The sequence below is a fragment of the Dokdonella sp. genome (assembly GCF_035511235.1).
Lineage (GTDB): Bacteria > Pseudomonadota > Gammaproteobacteria > Xanthomonadales > Rhodanobacteraceae > Dokdonella.
On the sequence record NZ_DATKFQ010000021.1, the window covers coordinates 33,409 to 52,082 of the forward strand.

At 68.9% G+C, this 18,674-nt stretch carries 14 protein-coding genes and 1 tRNA gene; 2 read left to right on the top strand and 13 right to left on the bottom strand.

Translation table 11 applies throughout. The annotated features are described in order from the left end of the window. Positions 1 to 14: 14 nt before the first annotated feature. Genes VMR06_RS10005 through VMR06_RS10015 form a run of 3 tightly spaced genes read right to left on the bottom strand, consistent with a single transcriptional unit; the run spans position 15 to position 4,563 of the window. Positions 15 to 3,257: an efflux RND transporter permease subunit gene (locus VMR06_RS10005; protein WP_325375766.1), complete on the bottom strand. Its 3,243-nt coding sequence runs from the start codon at positions 3,255 to 3,257 to the stop codon at positions 15 to 17. Next, a complete protein-coding gene (locus tag VMR06_RS10010) occupies positions 3,254 to 4,339 on the bottom strand; it encodes an efflux RND transporter periplasmic adaptor subunit (protein WP_325375768.1) in 1,086 nt (361 codons plus the stop codon). Before VMR06_RS10010 ends, VMR06_RS10005 begins: the two co-directional genes overlap by 4 nt. Positions 4,340 to 4,359: 20 nt before the next feature. Then, complete coding sequence (locus tag VMR06_RS10015) at positions 4,360 to 4,563, bottom strand: DUF2892 domain-containing protein (protein WP_325375770.1); 204 nt, start codon at positions 4,561 to 4,563, stop codon at positions 4,360 to 4,362. Between the two features lie 540 nt (positions 4,564 to 5,103). On the opposite strand from VMR06_RS10015, the gene VMR06_RS10020 reads away from it, so the two are divergent. Next, on the top strand, positions 5,104 to 5,391 hold the full coding sequence (locus VMR06_RS10020) for a metalloregulator ArsR/SmtB family transcription factor (RefSeq protein WP_325375900.1): 288 nt from the start codon (positions 5,104 to 5,106) through the stop codon (positions 5,389 to 5,391). A 370-nt stretch (positions 5,392 to 5,761) separates the two neighbouring features. Here the strand turns inward: VMR06_RS10020 and VMR06_RS10025 are convergent. Then, positions 5,762 to 5,838 (bottom strand) — tRNA-Met (locus VMR06_RS10025). A gap of 167 nt (positions 5,839 to 6,005) precedes the next feature. On the opposite strand from VMR06_RS10025, the gene VMR06_RS10030 reads away from it, so the two are divergent. Beyond that, a complete protein-coding gene (locus tag VMR06_RS10030) occupies positions 6,006 to 7,415 on the top strand; it encodes a delta-60 repeat domain-containing protein (RefSeq protein WP_325375772.1) in 1,410 nt (469 codons plus the stop codon). A gap of 40 nt (positions 7,416 to 7,455) precedes the next feature. Here VMR06_RS10030 and nuoN read toward each other — a convergent pair whose 3' ends face one another. Genes nuoN through nuoF form a run of 9 tightly spaced genes read right to left on the bottom strand, consistent with a single transcriptional unit; the run spans position 7,456 to position 18,674 of the window. Next, on the bottom strand, positions 7,456 to 8,913 hold the full coding sequence (gene nuoN, locus VMR06_RS10035; protein WP_414648104.1) for an NADH-quinone oxidoreductase subunit NuoN: 1,458 nt from the start codon (positions 8,911 to 8,913) through the stop codon (positions 7,456 to 7,458). Continuing rightward, positions 8,910 to 10,430: an NADH-quinone oxidoreductase subunit M gene (locus tag VMR06_RS10040; RefSeq protein ID WP_325375774.1), complete on the bottom strand. Its 1,521-nt coding sequence runs from the start codon at positions 10,428 to 10,430 to the stop codon at positions 8,910 to 8,912. Before VMR06_RS10040 ends, nuoN begins: the two co-directional genes overlap by 4 nt. Before the next feature lie 22 nt (positions 10,431 to 10,452). Beyond that, positions 10,453 to 12,516 (bottom strand): NADH-quinone oxidoreductase subunit L, encoded by a 2,064-nt coding sequence (gene nuoL / locus VMR06_RS10045; RefSeq protein WP_325375776.1) that lies wholly within the window; start codon positions 12,514 to 12,516, stop codon positions 10,453 to 10,455. Between the two features lie 4 nt (positions 12,517 to 12,520). Further along, a complete protein-coding gene (nuoK, locus tag VMR06_RS10050; protein ID WP_325375778.1) occupies positions 12,521 to 12,826 on the bottom strand; it encodes an NADH-quinone oxidoreductase subunit NuoK in 306 nt (101 codons plus the stop codon). After that, positions 12,823 to 13,437 carry an NADH-quinone oxidoreductase subunit J gene (locus VMR06_RS10055; RefSeq protein WP_325375780.1) on the bottom strand — a complete coding sequence of 205 codons (615 nt, stop codon included), beginning with the start codon at positions 13,435 to 13,437 and terminating at the stop codon, positions 12,823 to 12,825. Before VMR06_RS10055 ends, nuoK begins: the two co-directional genes overlap by 4 nt. A 22-nt stretch (positions 13,438 to 13,459) precedes the next feature. After that, entirely contained in the window at positions 13,460 to 13,948 is a 489-nt protein-coding gene (gene nuoI, locus VMR06_RS10060) for an NADH-quinone oxidoreductase subunit NuoI (protein WP_325375782.1), read from the bottom strand. A gap of 23 nt (positions 13,949 to 13,971) precedes the next feature. Further along, positions 13,972 to 15,012, bottom strand: a complete 1,041-nt coding sequence (nuoH, locus tag VMR06_RS10065; RefSeq protein WP_325375904.1) for an NADH-quinone oxidoreductase subunit NuoH — start codon at positions 15,010 to 15,012, stop codon at positions 13,972 to 13,974. Positions 15,013 to 15,024: 12 nt separating this feature from the next. Then, on the bottom strand, positions 15,025 to 17,364 hold the full coding sequence (nuoG, locus tag VMR06_RS10070) for an NADH-quinone oxidoreductase subunit NuoG (protein WP_325375785.1): 2,340 nt from the start codon (positions 17,362 to 17,364) through the stop codon (positions 15,025 to 15,027). Next, a complete protein-coding gene (gene nuoF, locus VMR06_RS10075; RefSeq protein ID WP_325375787.1) occupies positions 17,361 to 18,674 on the bottom strand; it encodes an NADH-quinone oxidoreductase subunit NuoF in 1,314 nt (437 codons plus the stop codon). The genes nuoG and nuoF overlap by 4 nt, the downstream gene beginning before the upstream one ends.

The following is an 18,674-nucleotide window of genomic DNA, read 5'->3' on the forward strand; positions in this document are numbered from 1 at the left end:
CGAAAAGGGAATCATCATGCGCCGGCGGCGCGGCGCGCCTGCACGGCCGGCAGGCCGTAATACAGCAGCGGGATCACCATCAGGGTCAGCGCCGTGCTCACCAGGATGCCGAAGATCAGCGACACCGCCAGCCCGTTGAAGATCGGATCGTCGAGTATGAACAACGCGCCCAGCATCGCCGCCACCCCGGTCAGCACGATCGGCTTGGCCCGCACCGCGCACGCCTCGACCACCGCGTCCTCGGCGCTGCGCCCTTCGGCCAGTGCATGGTTGATGAAGTCCACCAGCAGGATCGAGTTGCGCACGATGATGCCCGCCAGCGCGATCATGCCGATCATGCTGGTGGCGGTGAACTGCGCACCGAGCAGCGCATGGCCGGGCATCACGCCGATCACCGTCAGCGGGATCGGCGCCATGATCACCAGCGGCACCCGATAGCTGCGGAACTGCGCCACCACCAGCAGGTAGATCAGCAGCATGCCGGCGGCGTAGGCGATGCCCATGTCGCGGAAGGTCTCGTAGGTGATCTGCCACTCGCCGTCCCATTTGACCGCGAAACCGCTGGTGTCCGCGGGCTGGGCGATGAAGGCCTGCTGCAGGCGCTGGCCGGCTACCGGCTCGCGGCGCAGCTGGCCCACCAGGTCGAACATGCCGTATAGCGGGCTGTCGAGCGCGCCGGCCTCGTCGCCGGTGACGTAGACCACCGGCAGCAGGTCCTTGTGGTGGATGGCGCCGTCCCAGGGCGCGCGCTCCACCTGCACCAGCTCCGACAGCGGCACCAGCTGGCCGGCGCCGCCGCGCACCTGCAGCGTCAGCAGGCGCTCGAGCTGTGACTGGTCGGCGGCGGGCAGCCGCAGGCGCACCGGCCGCGGATACTTGGAGGCGCCATCGTGCACGTACGTCGCATCCAGGCCCGAGATCGCCATCGCCAGCGCCTCGGCGACCGCCGCCTGCGGCACCCCGAGCCGCGCGGCGCGTGCCCGGTCGACCACCAGCGTCTCGCGCGGAGCGTCCGACTCCACGCTGCTGTCGACATCGACGATGCCCGCCGTGCGCTCGAAGCGTGCCTGCAGATCGCGCGCCAGTACGCGGCTGCGCGCGTAATCGGGACCGTACAGCTCGGCGACCAGCGGCGACAGCACCGGCGGCCCGGGCGGCACCTCGACCACCTTCACCGAGGCGTCATGGCGCCGGCCGACCGCCACCAGCAGCGGCCGCAGCGCACGCGCGATCTCGTGGCTCTGGCGCCTGCGCGCATGCCGGTCGACCAGGTTGATCTGCAGGTCGCCGGCGTTGCCGGCGCTGCGCAGGAAATACTGGCGCACCAGGCCGTTGAAGTTGATCGGCGCCGCGGTGCCGGCATAGCCCTGGTAGTCGAGCACCTCGGGCACGGCGTCGACCACGACGGCGAGCTCGCCCAACAGCGCGCTGGTGTCCTCCACGGTGCGGCCTTCGGGCAGGTCCACGATCACCTGCAGCTCGGACTTGTTGTCGAACGGCAGCATCTTCAGCACCACGCGCTGGAACACCACCAGCGACGCCGCCAGCGCCACCAGCGCCGCCATCCCGGCGAACAGCCAGCGGCGCCGGCGCGGCGCACGCGCGCCATGCAGGAACGGCCGCATCAGGCGCTCGAACAGGCGATGCAGGCGGCCGGCCGGCGCGCCGACGGCGTCGGACCGTCCGTCGACAGGCGCGTGGCGCGACAACAGCTTCAGCGACAGCCACGGCGTCACCACCAGCGCGATCGCCAGCGACAGCAGCATGCCGGCCGAGGCGTTGATCGGGATCGGCCGCATGTACGGCCCCATCAGCCCGGACACGAAGGCCATCGGCATCAGCGCCGCGATCACGGTGAACGTCGCCAGGATGGTCGGCCCGCCGACTTCGTCCACCGCCGGCGGAATCGCCTCGAGCAGCGACATGCCGCCGCGCGCCATGTGCCGGTGGATGTTCTCCACCACCACGATGGCATCGTCGACGAGAATGCCGATCGAGAAGATCAGCGCGAACAGCGACACGCGGTTCAGCGTGAAACCCATCGTCTTCGACGCGAACAGCGTCAGCGCCAGAGTCAGCACCACCGCGCTGCCGATCACGATCGCCTCGCGCCAGCCCAGCATCAGCAGCACCAGCACGACCACCGAACCGGTGGCGAACACCAGCTTCTGGATCAGCTTCTGTGCCTTGTCGGTAGCGGTGCGGCCGTAGTCGCGGGTGATCGTGACGCGCACGCCCTCGGGAATCAGTTCGCCCTGGAGCTGCGCCAGCCGGCGCGTGACCGCCGCGGTGATGTCCGATGCGTTGCTGCCGGGTTTCTTGGCGATGGCGATGGTCACTGCCGGCGCGGCGCCGGCCGCCGGTCCGTCGCGTCCGGGCGGCGCGCCGTGCCAGACGTAGCGGGACGGCACGTCGCCGCCGTCGCGGATGTCGGCGACGTCCGACAGGCGCAGCGGGCGGCCGCCGTCGAGCCCGATCACCAGATCCGCAACCTCCTCGCGCGAGGCCAGGAAACGCCCGGCCGTGACCGGCACCGCACCCTCGGCGGCGACGCGCTCGCCGGCGTGACGCACGAGGTTGGCAGCCTGCAGCGCCTGCGCCAGGTCGGCTGCGGCCAGCCCGTAGGCGGCGAGGCTGGCCGGATCCAGCGTCACCAGCAGCGCACGGTCGGGTGCGCCGATGGTGTAGATGTCGCGGGTGCCGGGAATGCGCTTGAGCTCGCTCTCCAGCGTATGCGCGACCTCGGCCAGCTCGGCGGCGCCGCGCTGCGCATCGTCGGTCCACAGCGTCAGCGCCATCACCGGCACGTCGTCGATGCCCTTGGGTTTGATCAGCGGCCGGCCGACGCCGACACCCTCGGGCATCCAGTCCTGGTTCGAATACACCTGGTTGTACAGGCGCACGATCGCCGGCTGCCGCTGCACGCCGACGACGTATTCGACGGTCAGCACCGCCATGCCCGGACGGCTGATCGAGTAGACGTGCTTGACCCCCTCGATCTCCGCCAGCTTCTGTTCCAGCGGCGTGCTGACCAGTTGCTCGACGTCGCGCGCGCTGGCGCCGGCGAACGGCACGAACACGTTGGCCATGGTCACGTCGATCTGCGGCTCTTCCTCGCGCGGCGTGGTCAGCACGGCCAGCGCACCGAGCAGCAGCCCGGCCAGCGCCAGGATCGGCGTCAGCGGATTGGCCTGGAATGCGGCCGCGAGCCGCCCCGACAGGCCAAGGCGACCGCCCTGCGGACCGTCGCCGCTCACGACGGGTCCACCGCCTTGCGCTGCGCGACGACTGCCTGCGCGGCGGCGACCGGATCGACGGCGATCACCTCGCCGGCGCGCAGGCCGGCGACGATCTCCACCGCATCGCCCAGACGCTGGCCGATGCGCACCTGGCGCAGTGTCAACCGCCCGCCGGCGAGCACGTACACGGCACTGACCTCGCCGCGCTGCACCAGCGCCGCGGCCGGAATCCGCACCGGCGGCGAGCGGGCGGCGTCGGGCGTGGCGGCGATCGGGAAGAGGATCTTCACGGTGGTCCCGGGCTGCGGCGCCGCGGCCACGTCCGGCAGCGCGATACGCACGCCGGTGCTGTGGCTGGCCGGATCGGCGGTGGGGAATACGGTCACGTCGGCGGCATCGAGCACGCGGCCATCGGCGAGCACGACCCGCGCACGCTTGGCCGCTCGGATGGCGGCGGCCTCGGACTGCGGCACCCTCACCTCGACCCGCAGCGCACCGGGTGCGTACACCGTCATCAACGGCTGCCCGGGCACCACGGTCTCGCCGGGCTCGACGTCACGGCGGCTGACGATGCCGGCGAACGGCGCGCGCACCACCGTGTACGCGGTCTGCTGCGTGGCCCGCGCCAGCCGCGCAACCTCGGCGGCCTGCGCCGCCCGCGCGCTGTCGCGCGCCGCGCGCGCCTGGTCGACCTGGGACTGGGAGACGTATCCGCTCGGGGCCAGCGCGGCATAGCGGCGGTAGGTCTGCTCCGCCTCGGCCGCTGCCGCCTGCGCGGCGCGCAGCTGCGCCTGCACGGTGTCGATGTCCGCCTGCTGCTCGACCGCGGTGATGCGCAGCAGTACGGCATCGCGTTCGACGCGATCGTCGAGGTCGGCTTCGACTGCGGTCACCCGGCCCGAGGTCTGCGCCGACAACGTCGCCTGCCGCACCGCCTCGACCACGCCGTCCCAGGCGCGCCCGCCGTCGCCGTCGACCGCGGCGGCGACCTGCGTCTCCAGCGGCGGCAGCGGCGGCGGCACACGGCGCTCCGGATCGCGGCCGCAGGCGGCCAGCGCCGCGAACGCCATGACAGCCAGGCAATTGCGCAAGGTCCGCATCGCAGCGTACCGCGTCCCGCTCAGCGGAACGCGCAGCCGCCGGGAACGCCCAGCTTGCGGAACACGATCGCCGCCGGACAAAAGCCGGTGAAGCTCGACTGCAGCAGATTGAGGCCGACGAAGGCGGTCAGCAGCAGCCACCAGGGCGAAAGGAGATAGGCAAGCGCGAGGCTGGCAAGAATCAGGGCGCCGGCAAACGCCATCACGGCACGGTCGATGTTCATGTTGGGCTCCTCGTGGATCGGTGATCAGGCATGGAACGCGGCGGCAGCACGGGCAGCACGGGCGTCTCGCGGATCGAGCGGGATGAAGCGACGTGGGCAGCGGCCGGCCGCGGCCGCCTCCCGCACGCGGCGCTCATGCCCGCGAATCCGGTTCCGATGACGACGATGCCCACCGCGACGCGCTCCTCATTCCGGGGTGACCGCCATGATGGGTGGCACGGCTGCAATCGGATTGATCCCGGTCAATCGATCGCAATCGAGACAAATTTTAGTGATGCCTAATATTAGAGTCAACTAATATATGATCCGTCACGGAGCGGATCGAAGGCGAAAGGTCCGAAATCCCCTGCCGTCCGGGCGGCCGACGTCCGCACGAGCGCCCGAATACGGACCGTCGGTGCTGTCGCAGATCCCGTGGATCGTGATTTACTGCCCGGCCGGCGGGTACCGCCGATGCCGGACCGCCGCCGAACCGCCCTCCATGGCCGCCCCTCTCTGAACAGACGACGCTCCAAGCTGGCCACGATCGATCCGGAGGCGATGCGCCATCACGCCGGTGACGCGGCACGCCTGCTCAAGGCCCTCGCCAACGAGACCCGGCTGCTGGTGTTGTGCATGCTGGCCGAAGGGGAGCGCTCGGTGGGCGAGCTCAACGCCCAGCTCGACCTCAGCCAGTCGGCGCTGTCCCAGCACCTGGCGGTGCTGCGCGAGGACGGGCTGGTTTCCACGCGGCGGCGCGGCCCGACGATCCTGTATGCACTGGCCGAAGGCCCGGCCCGGGAGGTCATCGCCACGCTGCATGCGATCTACTGCGGCAGAGGCCGCTAGCGAGCTGGGACCCAGCGACGGCGCGCACCCAGGGAGCCGCTCGGCGACGCCCGCATCGGCGCCTCCGGCACGCACGACGCAACGCAGTCACGGTGCGCTGCCGGTCCGGGCATGCGGCATCACCGCGCCGGAAAGCTCCGGCCGCGTCGGAGGTCGCGGAACGCAGATGGACGCCGGGAGCGGTCGCCATGCAAGGCGTTCGAGCCGGCACCGGCCTGTCCCGTATCCGGACCGCCGGCAACGGCCCGCGGCCGCGCCGGCTGCATTCGCGCCAATGCCGCCGTGCCGTCGAGGTCGTTGACGGGCATGCGAGCGCCAGATACGAAAACGGCGACCCCGTTGCCGAGGTCGCCGTATCGTTCCAATGCCGTGGTAGCGGGGGCAGGATTTGAACCTGCGACCTTCGGGTTATGAGCCCGACGAGCTGCCAGACTGCTCCACCCCGCATCAGAGCCCGCTATTGTAGGCACTATATCCGGCCGGCACAAGCCTGGCGATCGAAACGAACGCAAACCGCGCGTCCCGGACGCGGTGGCCGATCCGGCGAAAAAGGCTCAAACTATACGAAATACGCGCCGGAGCAATCCCTTACGCACGCGAAGGAGTGCGCAGCCATGAACATCCGAATCTCCGCACTGGCCCTGGCGATCGCCGCCTCACCGTTGGCGGCGGCAGCGCTGCCGCTGCTCGATCGCGGCTTCGCGCAGGACGGCGTCAGCCTGCTGCCGCGGATCGATGCACCGGCGAATCAGGCCAGCCTGCGCTCCGTGCGTGTCGCCGCCGACGGTTCGATCTTCCTGGCCGGTACCCAGGTGCGCGAGGGCGTACCGCTGCCCTACGTCGACAAGCTGACGCCGCAGGGCGTGCCGGATACCACCTTCGGCAGCGGCGGACGCTTCGCGCTGCCGCTCGACGCGACGGCCTACCCGTGGGGCGCCGAGCTCGGCGACGTCACCGTGCTGCCGGACGGCCGGATCGCGTTCGCGAGCGGCGTGCTCGGCCCCGGAGAGCAGCTCACGAGTACGAGTCTGATCGGCGTCGTCGCTGCCAACGGACATCTGGACCCCGGCTTCGCCGGCATCGGTTATGCGCGCTTCGACTACGGTCCACAGGCGACGCAGCCGACCGGTACGCCCTATCTCGGCACGCTGGTCGCCGACGCGCAGCAGCGTCTGCTCCTGGCCGCCCCGACCGGACAGCCGGCGGCAGCCGTCGCGCGGTTCCGGTCCGACGGATGGCTCGATACCGGCTACGGCAGCCAAGGCATCGCCTGGCTGCCCGCGCCGACGACGTCGCGGCGCCTGCAGCTGGATGGGGCCGGGCGATTGCTGGTCGCCGGCGCCACGCGCATGACCGGCGAAGCGCCGCGACTGGCGCTGGCCCGGCTGGCGACCGACGGCACGCTCGATACCGGTTTCGGCGGCGGACTGGTGACGCTGGACGGCGCGTCGTCCGCCTCGGACGTCCTCGGCGTCGGCTCGCTCGAGCTCGATCGCGCCGGCCGTCCGGTCGTCGGACACGAATTCGTCTCGACGGTCAGCCTGTCGTTCTCGCTGGATGTCGCACGCTTCACGCCGGCCGGCAGCGTCGATGCGCGCTTCAACGCGGCCGCGCAGCAGCCTGGTCGCCCCGGTCTCGCCCGCCTCGTCAACGACGCCGCCCTGCTATCCGGCACGTTCGCAATGCCGACCGCCGACCGCCGGCTCGTCGTCCTCGGAACCGCCGACACGTTTGCCGAGCCGGCCGGCCTGGCTTTCGTGCGGCTGCGCGACGACGCCTCGACCGATCCTTCATTCCCGGCGGGGAGGCAGGGCCCGGCTTACCTGATGCCGGTACTCGGGACGGACGGCAATGCCGACCGGATCGCCGGCGTCGACGCCGACGGCCGCGGCGGCCTGATCGTCGCCGGCCAGAGTTCAGGACCTGCCGGCACCTGCCATTTCGTGCTGCGCCTGATCGGCGACCGCCTGTTCGCGGATGGCCAGGATCCGAACTCGCGCCCGACGAGCTGTCCGACGCCCTAAGCCGGCGCCGGGCCTGCAGCTCGGTTCGAAAGCGCCGCCGTCAGACGCCGAACGAGCGGCGGCACCAGTCGAACAGCGGACCCCAGGCGATGCCGAGCGCGAGCAGCGCGAGGCCGTTGACCGACAGCGCCCAGCGCATCGGCCGGTCGCGCGGCAGCAGCAGCGGCACCGAATCGGCCGGCTCGTCGAAGTACATGACCTTGACGACGCGCAGGTAGTAGTAGAGGCCGATGATCGCGAACGCGATCGCGACGATGACCAGCCAGATCTGCCCGGCGTCGACGGCGGCCTTGAGCACCATCAGCTTGGCGAAGAAGCCGAATAGCGGCGGCACGCCGGCCAGCGAGAACATCACGATCGCCATGATGCCGGCGTACCACGGGTTGCGGCGGTTCAGGCCCTTGAAGTCGTCGATGTCGCCGGCCTCGAAGCCGGCACGGGCGAGCAGCAGGATCATGCCGAACGCGACCGCGGCGGTGATCGCATAGCTGACCGCGTAGAACAGCGCGGCGGCGTAGCCTTCGGGTGTCGCGGCGATGAAGCCGAGCAGCAGGAAGCCGACGTGCGAGATCGTCGAGTACGCGAGCAGGCGCTTCAGATTGGTCTGCGCGATCGCGAACACGTTGCCGACCGCGAGCGAGAGCACGATCAGGAATGCCAGCATCTGCGTCCAGTGCGGCGACAGTCCGCCGAGACCACCGTCGAGCAGGCGCCAGGCCATGCCGAATGCCGCGAGCTTCGGCGCCGAGCCGATGAACAAGGTGACCGCGGTCGGCGCGCCCTGGTAGACGTCGGGCAACCACATGTGGAACGGCGCCGCGCCGAACTTGAACGCGATGCCGACGACCAGGAACACCAGGCCGACCGCCAGCAGGTTCGGATGCGGCACGTTGCCGATCGAGGCATGGATGCGCGAGAGGTCCAGCGTGCCGGTCGCGCCGTAGATCATCGACATGCCGTACAGCAGCAGGCCCGAGGCCAACGCGCCGAGCACGAAGTACTTGATCGCCGCTTCGGACGCATCCTTCGAGTCGCGGTTCAGCGCGACCAGCGCGTACGAGGACAGCGTCAGCAGCTCCAGACCGAGATAGACCATGATCAGACTGCCGGCCGAAACCAGCAGCAGCATGCCGAGCGACGCGAACAGGACCAGCAGGTAGAACTCGCCGACCAGCAGATGGCGCTCGCGCAGATACTCGCGGCCGTAGACGAAGGTCAGTCCGCTCAGCAGCAGCACGAACAGCTTCAGCACCGTCGCGACGGCATCGCGCTGGAACATGCCGCCGAACGCCGACCAGCCCTGCCCGGCCGCCGGCGCATCGCGCCAGACCAGGGCGGCCGTCACCGCCAGGATCAGCAGGGCCAGCCAGTGCGTGATCGCCCGCTGGCTCGGTTTCAGGAACAGGTCGATCAGCAGCAGGGCGAACGTCGCCGTCAGCAGGAACAGCTCCGGCAGGATCACCAGCAGGTCGTTGGGGTCGAACGCGGTCATGTTCATGCCTTGGACATCATCAGCGTGCTGACGAGCTGTTGTACCGAAGTTTCCATCAGATCGGTCAGCGGCTTGGGCCAGAGGCCGATCAGCAGCACCGCCGCCGCGAACGAACCGAGCACGATCCACTCGCGACCGTTCAGATCCTTGAGCTTGGCGACCTTGTCGTTGCCGACCTCGCCGAAGATCACGCGCTTGACCAGCCACAGCGTGTAGGCCGCGCCGATGATCAGCGTGAACGCGGCGACCAGGGCAATCCAGACGTTGTCCTGGAACGCCGCCAGGATCACCATGAACTCGCCGACGAAGCCGCTGGTGCCGGGCAGGCCGCAGTTGGCCATCGCGAACAGCACGAAGAACGTCGCGTACCACGGCATCACGTTGGCGACGCCGCCGTAGTCGCGGATCATGCGCGTATGCAGGCGGTCGTAGAGCACGCCGATGCACGAGAACATCGCGCCGGACACGAAGCCGTGCGAAATCATCTGCACCATCGCGCCCTGCATGCCCAGACGCGCCGCGTCCGGATTGCCGTGCACGCGGACCAGCGCCATCGCGATGAAGATGCCGAGCGTGACGAAGGCCATGTGGGCGATCGACGAATACGCGATCAGCTTCTTCATGTCGTCCTGGACCAGGGCGACGTAGCCGATGTAGACCACCGCGATCAGGCTCATCGCGATGACGACCCAGGCGTACTCCTGCGAGGCGTCGGGCACGATCGGCAGCGAGAAGCGGATGAAGCCGTAGCCGCCGACCTTCAGCATGATCGCGGCCAGCACCACCGAACCGCCGGTCGGCGCCTCGACGTGCGCGTCCGGCAGCCAGGTGTGCACCGGCCACATCGGCACCTTGATCGCGAATGCGATCAGGAACGCGAAGAATATCCAGAACTGCTCGCGGGCACCGAGGCCCGCGTTCGCGAACGCGGCCAGCGAGAACTCGCCGGTCTTCATGTGCAGGTAGATCAGCGCGACCAGCATGAAGATCGAGCCGAGGAACGTGTAGATGAAGAACTTCAGCGTCGCATAGACGCGGCGCGGACCGCCCCACATGCCGATGATGATGAACATCGGAATCAGCATGCCTTCGAAGAACACGTAGAACAGCAGCGCATCGGTCGCCGCGAACACGCCGATCAGCAGGCCCTCGAGCGCGAGCATCGCGGCCATGTACTGCGAGACGCGCTCGTCGATCGAACCCCACGAGCCGATCACGACCAGCACCGAGGTGAACGTGGTCAGCACGATCAGCGCGACCGCGATGCCGTCCACGCCGAGCGCGTAGTGGACCTTGAGCGCGTCGATCCACAGATGCGACTCGACGAACTGCGTCGTGGCCGGACCGATCGCGCTGGCGTCGTAGCCGGTGTAGAGCGGGATGCTGAGCGCGAACGTGGCGAGCACGACGAGCACGGTCAGCCAGCGCGCGGCATCGGCGCGGCGACCGAGCGCGAGTACCGCGACGGCGCCGGCGATCGGCAGCCAGATCAGGAGACTGAGCAGGGGCCAGTGATGAGCCATGATGATCGTAAGTCCGGTCCGTTCAGCCGTTGGTCCGCGCGAGGAACCATCCCAGCCAGCCGAGCAGCAGGACCAGGCCGAGGATCATCGCGAACGCGTAGTGGTAGAGATAGCCCGATTGCAGCCAGCGCACGGTGGCGGCGATGCGCGCGACCAGGCCGGCCGAGCCGTTGACGAGGGCGCCGTCGATCACGCCCGCGTCGCCGGCTTTCCACAGGCCGCGGCCGAGTGCGAGACCGCCGCGCGCGAACACCGCCTGGTAGAGCTCGTCGATCCAGTACTTGTTCGACAGCAGGTTGTAGACCGGGCGCAGCGCCGTTGCGGCACGGTCGGCGATGCGCGGGTTGAACAGCCAGACGTAGGTGGCCACCGCGAAGCCGGCCAGCGCGAGCCAGAACGGCGGCATCGACAGGCCGTGCAGCACGAAGCCGAGCGCGCCGTGATAGCCGTGCTTGAGCTCGCCGATCACGTCGTGGGCGGCATTGATGTGGATCGCCTGGCCGAAGAAGTCGCCGAACAGCATCGAGCCGATCGTCAGGCCGCCGATCACGATCGACGGAATCGCCAGCAGCACCAGCGGCAGCGTGACCACCCACGGCGATTCGTGCGGCGGATGCGCGAGGTGGCCCGGAGCATAATGCCCGTGGTCGGCGTGCGCATCGTGGTCATGACCGTGCCCATGGCCGTGGCCGTGATCGACCACGAAGCGCTCCTGGCCGTGGAAGGTCAGATACAGCAGGCGGAAGCTGTACAGCGCGGTGACGAAGACGCCGGCCATCACGCAGAAGTACGCGTAGCCCGAACCGAAGCGGTGCGACTCGTGGACGGCCTCGATGATCGCGTCCTTCGAGAAGAAGCCCGAGAAGAACGGCGCGCCGGCCAGCGCCAGCGAGCCGATCCACATCGTGATCCAGGTCACCGGCATGTACTTGCGCAGGCCGCCCATGTGGCGCATGTCCTGCTCGTGGTGCATCGCGATGATCACCGAGCCGGCGCCGAGGAACAGCAGTGCCTTGAAGAAGGCGTGCGTCATCAGGTGGAACACGGCGGCCGAATACGCCGAGACGCCGAGCGCGACCGTCATGTAGCCCAGCTGCGACAGCGTGGAGTACGCGACGACGCGCTTGATGTCGTTCTGCACGATGCCGATCAGGCCGGTGAACAACGCGGTCGTCGCGCCGATCACCAGCACCACCGACAGCGCGACCTCCGACAGCTCGTACAGCGGCGACATGCGCGCGACCATGAAGATGCCGGCGGTCACCATCGTCGCGGCGTGGATCAGCGCCGAGATCGGCGTCGGGCCTTCCATCGAGTCGGGCAGCCACACATGCAGCGGCACCTGGGCCGACTTGCCCATCGCGCCGATGAACAGGCAGATGCACACGATCGTCGCCACGTGCCACGGATGGCCGGCGATCAGCTCGACCGTGCGCAGGCCGATGTCGTTGGTCGGGTTGGTCGCGATCATGAAGACCGTGGAGTAGTCCAGCGATCCGAACCAGAACAGCACGCCGCCGATGCCGAGCAGGAAGCCGAAGTCGCCGACGCGGTTGACCAGGAACGCCTTCATGTTGGCGAAGATCGCCGTCGGACGCTTGAACCAGAAGCCGATCAGCAGGTACGAGACCAGGCCGACCGCCTCCCAGCCGAAGAACAGCTGCAGGAAGTTGTTGCTCATGACCAGCATGAGCATCGAGAACGTGAACAGCGAGATGTACGAGAAGAACCGCTGGTAGCCGGGATCCTCGTGCATGTAGCCGATCGTGTAGACGTGCACGAGCAGCGAGACGAACGTCACTACGACCATCATCATCGCGGTCAGCCGGTCGACCAGGAAGCCGATGTGCGCGCTGATCTCGCCGACCTGGAACCAGGTGTAGAGATTCTGGTTGAACGTGATCGCGCCGCCCCAGACCAACAGGTACAGCACGTAGACGCTCAGCGCGCAGCTGATCGCGACGCCGGCGATCGTCACCACGTGGGCGCCGCTGCGGCCGATCTGCCGGCCGAACAGGCCGGCCAGCACCGCCCCGAGCAGCGGGGCCAGCACGATCGCGAGAAGGATGCCTTTGGAAAGTGCCATCGGGTCAACCCTTCAAGCTGTCGATTTCGGTGACGTTGATCGTCGCGCGGTTGCGGAACAGCACGACCAGGATCGCCAGGCCGATCGCCGCTTCGGCGGCCGCCACGGTGAGGATGAAGAACACGAACACCTGGCCGGCGGCGTCGCCGAGGTAGCGCGAGAACGCGATGAAATTGGTGTTGACCGCCAGCAGCATCAGCTCGATGCACATCAGCAGCACGATGACGTTCTTGCGATTGACGAAGATGCCCGCCACCGCGATGCAGAACAGGATCGCCCCGACGATCAGATAGTGGTCCAGCGTGATCACGGCGCACCCTCCCCCTTGGTTTCGGCCGCCATCTTGACCAGGCGCACGCGGTCTTCGCGACGCACGCGCACCTGCCGGGACGGGTTCTGGGTCTTCAGACCGCTGCGCTTGCGCAGCGTCAGCGGAATCGCCGCGATCAGGCCGACGGTGAGGATCAGCGCGGCGACCTCGAACGGCAGCAGGTACTCGCTGAATAGCACGCGCGCGATCCATTCGACGTTGGAGCCGCCGGCCGCGATCGCCGGGTCGGGCCCGGCCGCGATCTTGAGCGCGCGCATGCCGGCCAGCGCGACGATCTCGACCAGCATGATCACCGCGACCGCAATGCCGACCGGCAGCAGCCGCATCGTGCCCTCGCGCAGCGGCGCGATGTCGACGTCGAGCATCATCACCACGAACAGGAACAGCACCATGACCGCGCCGACGTAGACCAGCACCAGCGCGATCGCCAGGAACTCGGCGTCGGCCAGCAGCCACAGGCAGGCGGCCGAGAAGAACGTCAGCACCAGGCACAGCGCGGCATGCACCGGCTGGCGCACGCTGATGACCGCGAGCGCCGCCAGCACGGTGACCGCGGAGAAGCCGTAGAAGCACAGCGATTGGAACGTCATGGTCGGATGCTCTCCCCGTCGCTCACCGGTACGCCGCGTCCTGGGCGCGAGCGGCGGCGATCTCGGCCTCGAAGCGGTCGCCGATCGCCAGCAGCTGCGGCTTGGTCACGACGTTCTCGCCGCGCTTCTCGAAGTGGTACTCGTGTACGTGCGTCTCGACGATCGAGTCGACCGGACAGCTCTCCTCGCAGAAGCCGCAGAAGATGCACTTGAACAGGTCGATGTCGTAGCGCGTCGTGCGGCGCGTGCCGTCCTCGCGCACGGTCGAGTCGATCGTGATCGCCAGCGCCGGGCAGACCGCCTCGCACAGCTTGCAGGCGATGCAGCGCTCCTCGCCGTTCGGATAGCGGCGCAGCGCGTGCAGACCGCGGAAGCGGTTCGACTTGGGGATGTGCTCTTCCGGATAGCGCATCGTGTACTTGGGCTTGAACATGTAGCGCAGCGTCAGCCACAGGCCGGCCAGCAGCTCCAGCAGCAGCAGGCTCTTGAGGTATCCGATGATTCTGTTCATGGCTCGCGTGTCCTCAAGCTGGCTCATGCGCCGATCGTGACCCAACCGAAGTACTTCATGCAGCCCGCCACCATGACCCAGAACAGCGTGATCGGAATGAAGACCTTCCAGCCCAGGCGCATGATCTGGTCGTAGCGGTAGCGCGGGAACGAGGCGCGAAACCACAGGTAGCAGAACGCGAAGAAGAACGCCTTGGCGAACAGCCACAGCCAGCTCGGCGCGCCGATCCAGCCCCAGGACTGCGGGAACGGCGACAGCCAGCCGCCCAGAAACAGCACCGGCGCCAGGAACGAGATCAGGATCATGTTGGCGTATTCGGCGAGGAAGAAGATCGCGAACGCCGATCCGGAATACTCCACGTGGAAGCCCGCCACGATCTCCGACTCGCCCTCGGCGACGTCGAAAGGCGCGCGGTTGGTCTCGGCGACGCCGGACACGAAATAGATCACGAACATCGGCAGCAGCGGCCACATGAACCACTCGGCGATGCCGTGCGGACCGGACTGCGCGGTGACGATCGCCGACAGGTTGAGGCTGCCGGACAGGATCAGCACGCTGACCAGCGAGAAGCCCATCGCGATCTCGTAGGAGACCGTCTGCGCCGCGGCGCGCATCGCACCGAGCATCGCGTAGCGCGAATTGGACGCCCAGCCGGCGATGATGATGCCGTACACGCCCATCGAGGTCATCGCGAGCAGGAACAGCAGGCCGGCGTTGACGTCGGCGAGCACGAGTCCGTCGTCGAACGGGATCACCGCCCAGGCCGCGAACGAGGGCACCAGCGCGATCAGCGGCGCCAGGTAGAACAGCGTCTTGTTCGCCTTGGTCGGCCGGATCACTTCCTTGAACAGCAGCTTGAAGACGTCGGCGAACGCCTGCAGCAGGCCGAGCGGGCCGATCTGGTTCGGCCCCATGCGCGCATGCATCCAGCCGATGACCTTGCGCTCCCAGTACACGAACATCGCGACCGCGACGATCAGCGGCACCGCGATCGCCAGGATCTTGAGCACGGTCCAGACGACCAGACCGGCATCGCCGAAGGCGAGGAAGAACTCACGCAGCAGGTCGGTCACGCCTCAGGCCCTCGCAATCGACAGGGCGGCGCCGTGCGAAGGCAGGCCCGCGGTTTCGGCATAGCCCGCCTCGATCCAGGCGGCGCCGCGAGGCACCCGCGGCGTCAGCTCGACCGGCAGCACGACCGACCCGATCCGCGCCGAACCGCCCTGCCCGATGCCGAGCGCGAGCGCGTCCTGCGGATGCAGCGCGACGCGCGCGCCACGGGTCAGCGGATGCGCATTGAGCGCCGTGCTCCGGCGCAGCACCGCGTCGCCGCGATAGATCGCCGTCGTCGCGATCCGGACCAGGCCGTCGGCCGGCGCCGGCATATCGGCCAGCCGGCCGTTGACCGCGCGCGGCGCGGCCGGTGCCAGTTGCGCGCGCAGCTCGCCGATCTCGACGAAGTCGAAGCCCGGCACCGACAGTGCGGCGCCGAGCGCACGCAGCACGCGCCAGCCCGGACGCGCCTGGCCCGGCAGCTTCGCGCCCGGCACGACGGTCTGCGCGCGGCCGTCGAGATTGACCAGGGTCGCATCGATCTCCGGCAGCAGGCCGATCGGCAGGATCACGTCGGCGACCTGCCTGAGCGATTCGCTGGCGAAGGCCGAGAACGCGACGACGCTGTCGGCGTCGATCAGGGCGCGCCAGGCGGCCGCGTCGGCCAGATCCTCGGCCGATTCGATGCCGTAGAGCAGATAGGCCTTGCGCGGCGTCGCGACCATCGCGCGGGCGTCGAGCCCGTCGCCGTCGGGCAGCACGCCGTGGGCGGCCAGACCGATCGCATTGGCGCCGGGCGGAATCTCGTCGTAGGCCGCGCCGGTCGCGGTCGCGACGAAGCGCGCGGCCGCGCGCAGCACCGAGGCCTGCGGATGCAGCGTGGCCATCTCGCCGAAGACGATCGCCGCCGAGCCGGCCTCGGCGAGGCGCTTGATCAGCGCCGCCGCATCGCTGCCCGCATCGCGGCCCGCGATCGCAGCGGCGAGCGCGCCCGACTCGGGCAGATGCCCGCCGTCGTTGGCGGCCTTGGCCAGATCGAGCAGCGCGCCGACCAGGGCCGCCGGCGCCAGCACCTGCTTGCCGGCCAGCGGATAGGTGGCGTCGAAATCGAGCGAGCCGATGACATGGACCTGCGCGCCGCGCCGCACCGCCTTGCGCAGACGCGCGTTCAGCAGCGGCAGCTCGCTGCGCGGATCGCAGCCGATCAGCACGACGACACCGGCCTGCTCGATCTCGGCGTAGGGACGCGCGAAGGGTACCGCCGCGGCACCGTCGGACAGGTCGAGCGGGCGCAGGCGATGGTCGATCGAGCGACTGCCGAGGCCGCGCACGAGGCGGCCGAGCAGGTGACCTTCCTCGTTCGACGTCGCCGGATGCACGAGCGCGCCGAGCGAGGTGCCGGCGTGGCGCTTGAGCGCCTCGGCGGCGACCGCGATCGCGTCGTCCCACTCCACCTCGGTCCAGGCGCCGTTGCGCTTGACCTGCGGCTTCGTCGCGCGGTCGGCCGCGTACAGGCCCTGATGGCTGTAGCGGTCGCGATCCGAGAGCCAGCACTCGTTGATCGATTCCTCGTCGCGCGGCACCGTGCGCAGCACTTCGCCGCGGCGCGTATGCAGCCAGAGGTTGGAGCCGAGCGCGTCGTGGTAGGCGATCGACTCGCGCGCGATCAGCTCCCATGGGCGGGCCTGGAAGCGGAACGGCTTGTTGGTCAGCGCGCCGACCGGGCAGACGTCGATGACGTTGCCGGACAGCTCGCTCATCAGCGGCTTGCCGACGTAGGTGCCGATCTGCAGGCGCTCGCCGCGCTCCATGCCGCCGAGCTCGTAGGTGCCGGCGACTTCGGACATCACGCGCACGCAGCGCGTGCACTGGATGCAGCGCGTCATCTCGGTCTGCACGAGCGGGCCGAGATTCTCGTCGGGGATCACGCGCTTGCGCTCGGCGAAGCGGCTGACCGAGCGGCCGTAGCCCATCGACAGATCCTGCAGCTCGCACTCGCCGCCCTGATCGCAGATCGGGCAGTCCAGCGGATGGTTGATCAGCAGGAACTCCATGACGTTGCGCTGTGCCGAGAGCGCGCGCTGCGACTGCGTGAACACCTTCATGCCGTCGGCGACCGGCGTCGCGCAGGCCGGTTGCGGCTTGGGCATCGGCCGGCCGCCCATCTCGACCTCGACCATGCACATGCGGCAGTTGGCGGCGATCGGCAGCTTCTCGTGATAGCAGAAGCGCGGAATCGCGATGCCGGCCTTGTCGGCGGCGGCGATGATCATCGAGCCCTTCGGCACCGCCATCGAGCGGCCGTCGATCTCGATCGAGACGTGGTCGGGCGGCAGATTCGGATCGGCAGGCTGTGCGCTCACGCGGCCACCTCCAGCTGAGCGTCGACCAGCGAGCGGCCGTTCGCGATGTAGTACTCGAACTCGTGCCAGAAATGACGCAGGAAGCCCTGTACCGGCCAGGCCGCCGCTTCGCCGAACGCGCAGATCGTATGGCCCTCGATCTGGCCAGCCGCCGCCTTGAGCATGTCCAGGTCGCCGAGCACGGCCTTGCCCTCGACGATGCGCGTCAGCAGCCGGTACATCCAGCCGGTGCCTTCGCGGCACGGCGTGCACTGGCCGCAGCTTTCCTTGAAGTAGAACCGCGCGATGCGCTGGCAGGCCCGCACCATGCAGGTGGTCTCGTCCATGACGACGACCGCGCCGGAGCCGAGGCCGGAACCGGCCTTCTGGATCGCGTCGTAGTCCATCGTCAGGCCCATCATCGTCTCGGCCGGCAGCACCGGCATCGAGGAGCCGCCCGGGATCACCGCCTTGAGCTTGCGGCCGCCGCGCATGCCGCCGGCCATCTCGAGCAGTTCGGCGAACGGCGTGCCGAGACGGATCTCGTAGTTGCCGGGCTTGGCGACGTGGCCGGACACCGAGAAGATCTTCGGACCGCCGTTGTTCGGCTTGCCCTGGGCCAGGAACCAGTCCGCGCCCTTGCGCAGGATCGCCGGCACCGAGGCGTAGGTCTCGGTGTTGTTGATCGTGGTCGGGCGGCCGTACAGGCCGAAGTTGGCCGGGAACGGCGGCTTGAAGCGCGGCTGGCCCTTCTTGCCCTCGAGCGATTCCATCAGCGCGGTTTCCTCGCCGCAGATGTAGGCGCCGGCGCCGAGCGCGGTGTGGATGTCCACGTCGATGCCGCTGCCCTGGATGTCCTTGCCGAGCAGGCCGGCCGCGTAGGCCTCCTTCAGCGCGGCCTCGAAGTGCTCGAACGGCTCGTGGTGGAACTCGCCGCGCAGGTAGTTGTAGGCGACCGTCGAGCCGGTGCAGTAGCAGGCGATCGCCAGGCCCTCGATCACCGCATGCGGGTTGAAGCGCAGGATGTCGCGATCCTTGCAGGTGCCGGGCTCGGACTCGTCCGAGTTGCACAGGATGTACTTCTGGCCGGGCGCCGTGCGCGGCATGAACGACCACTTCAGGCCGGTCGGAAAGCCGGCGCCGCCGCGGCCGCGCAGCGAGGATTTCTTGATCTCCTCGATCAGCGCGGCCGGATCGGGCTTCTCGGCCAGGATCTTCTTCCAGGCCTGCCAGCCGTCGACCTTGAGGTAGCTGTCCATCGACCACGGCTGATCGAAATGCAGCGTGGTGTAGACGACCTGGTGTTCCGCGGGGGCGGGACCGACTGCCAT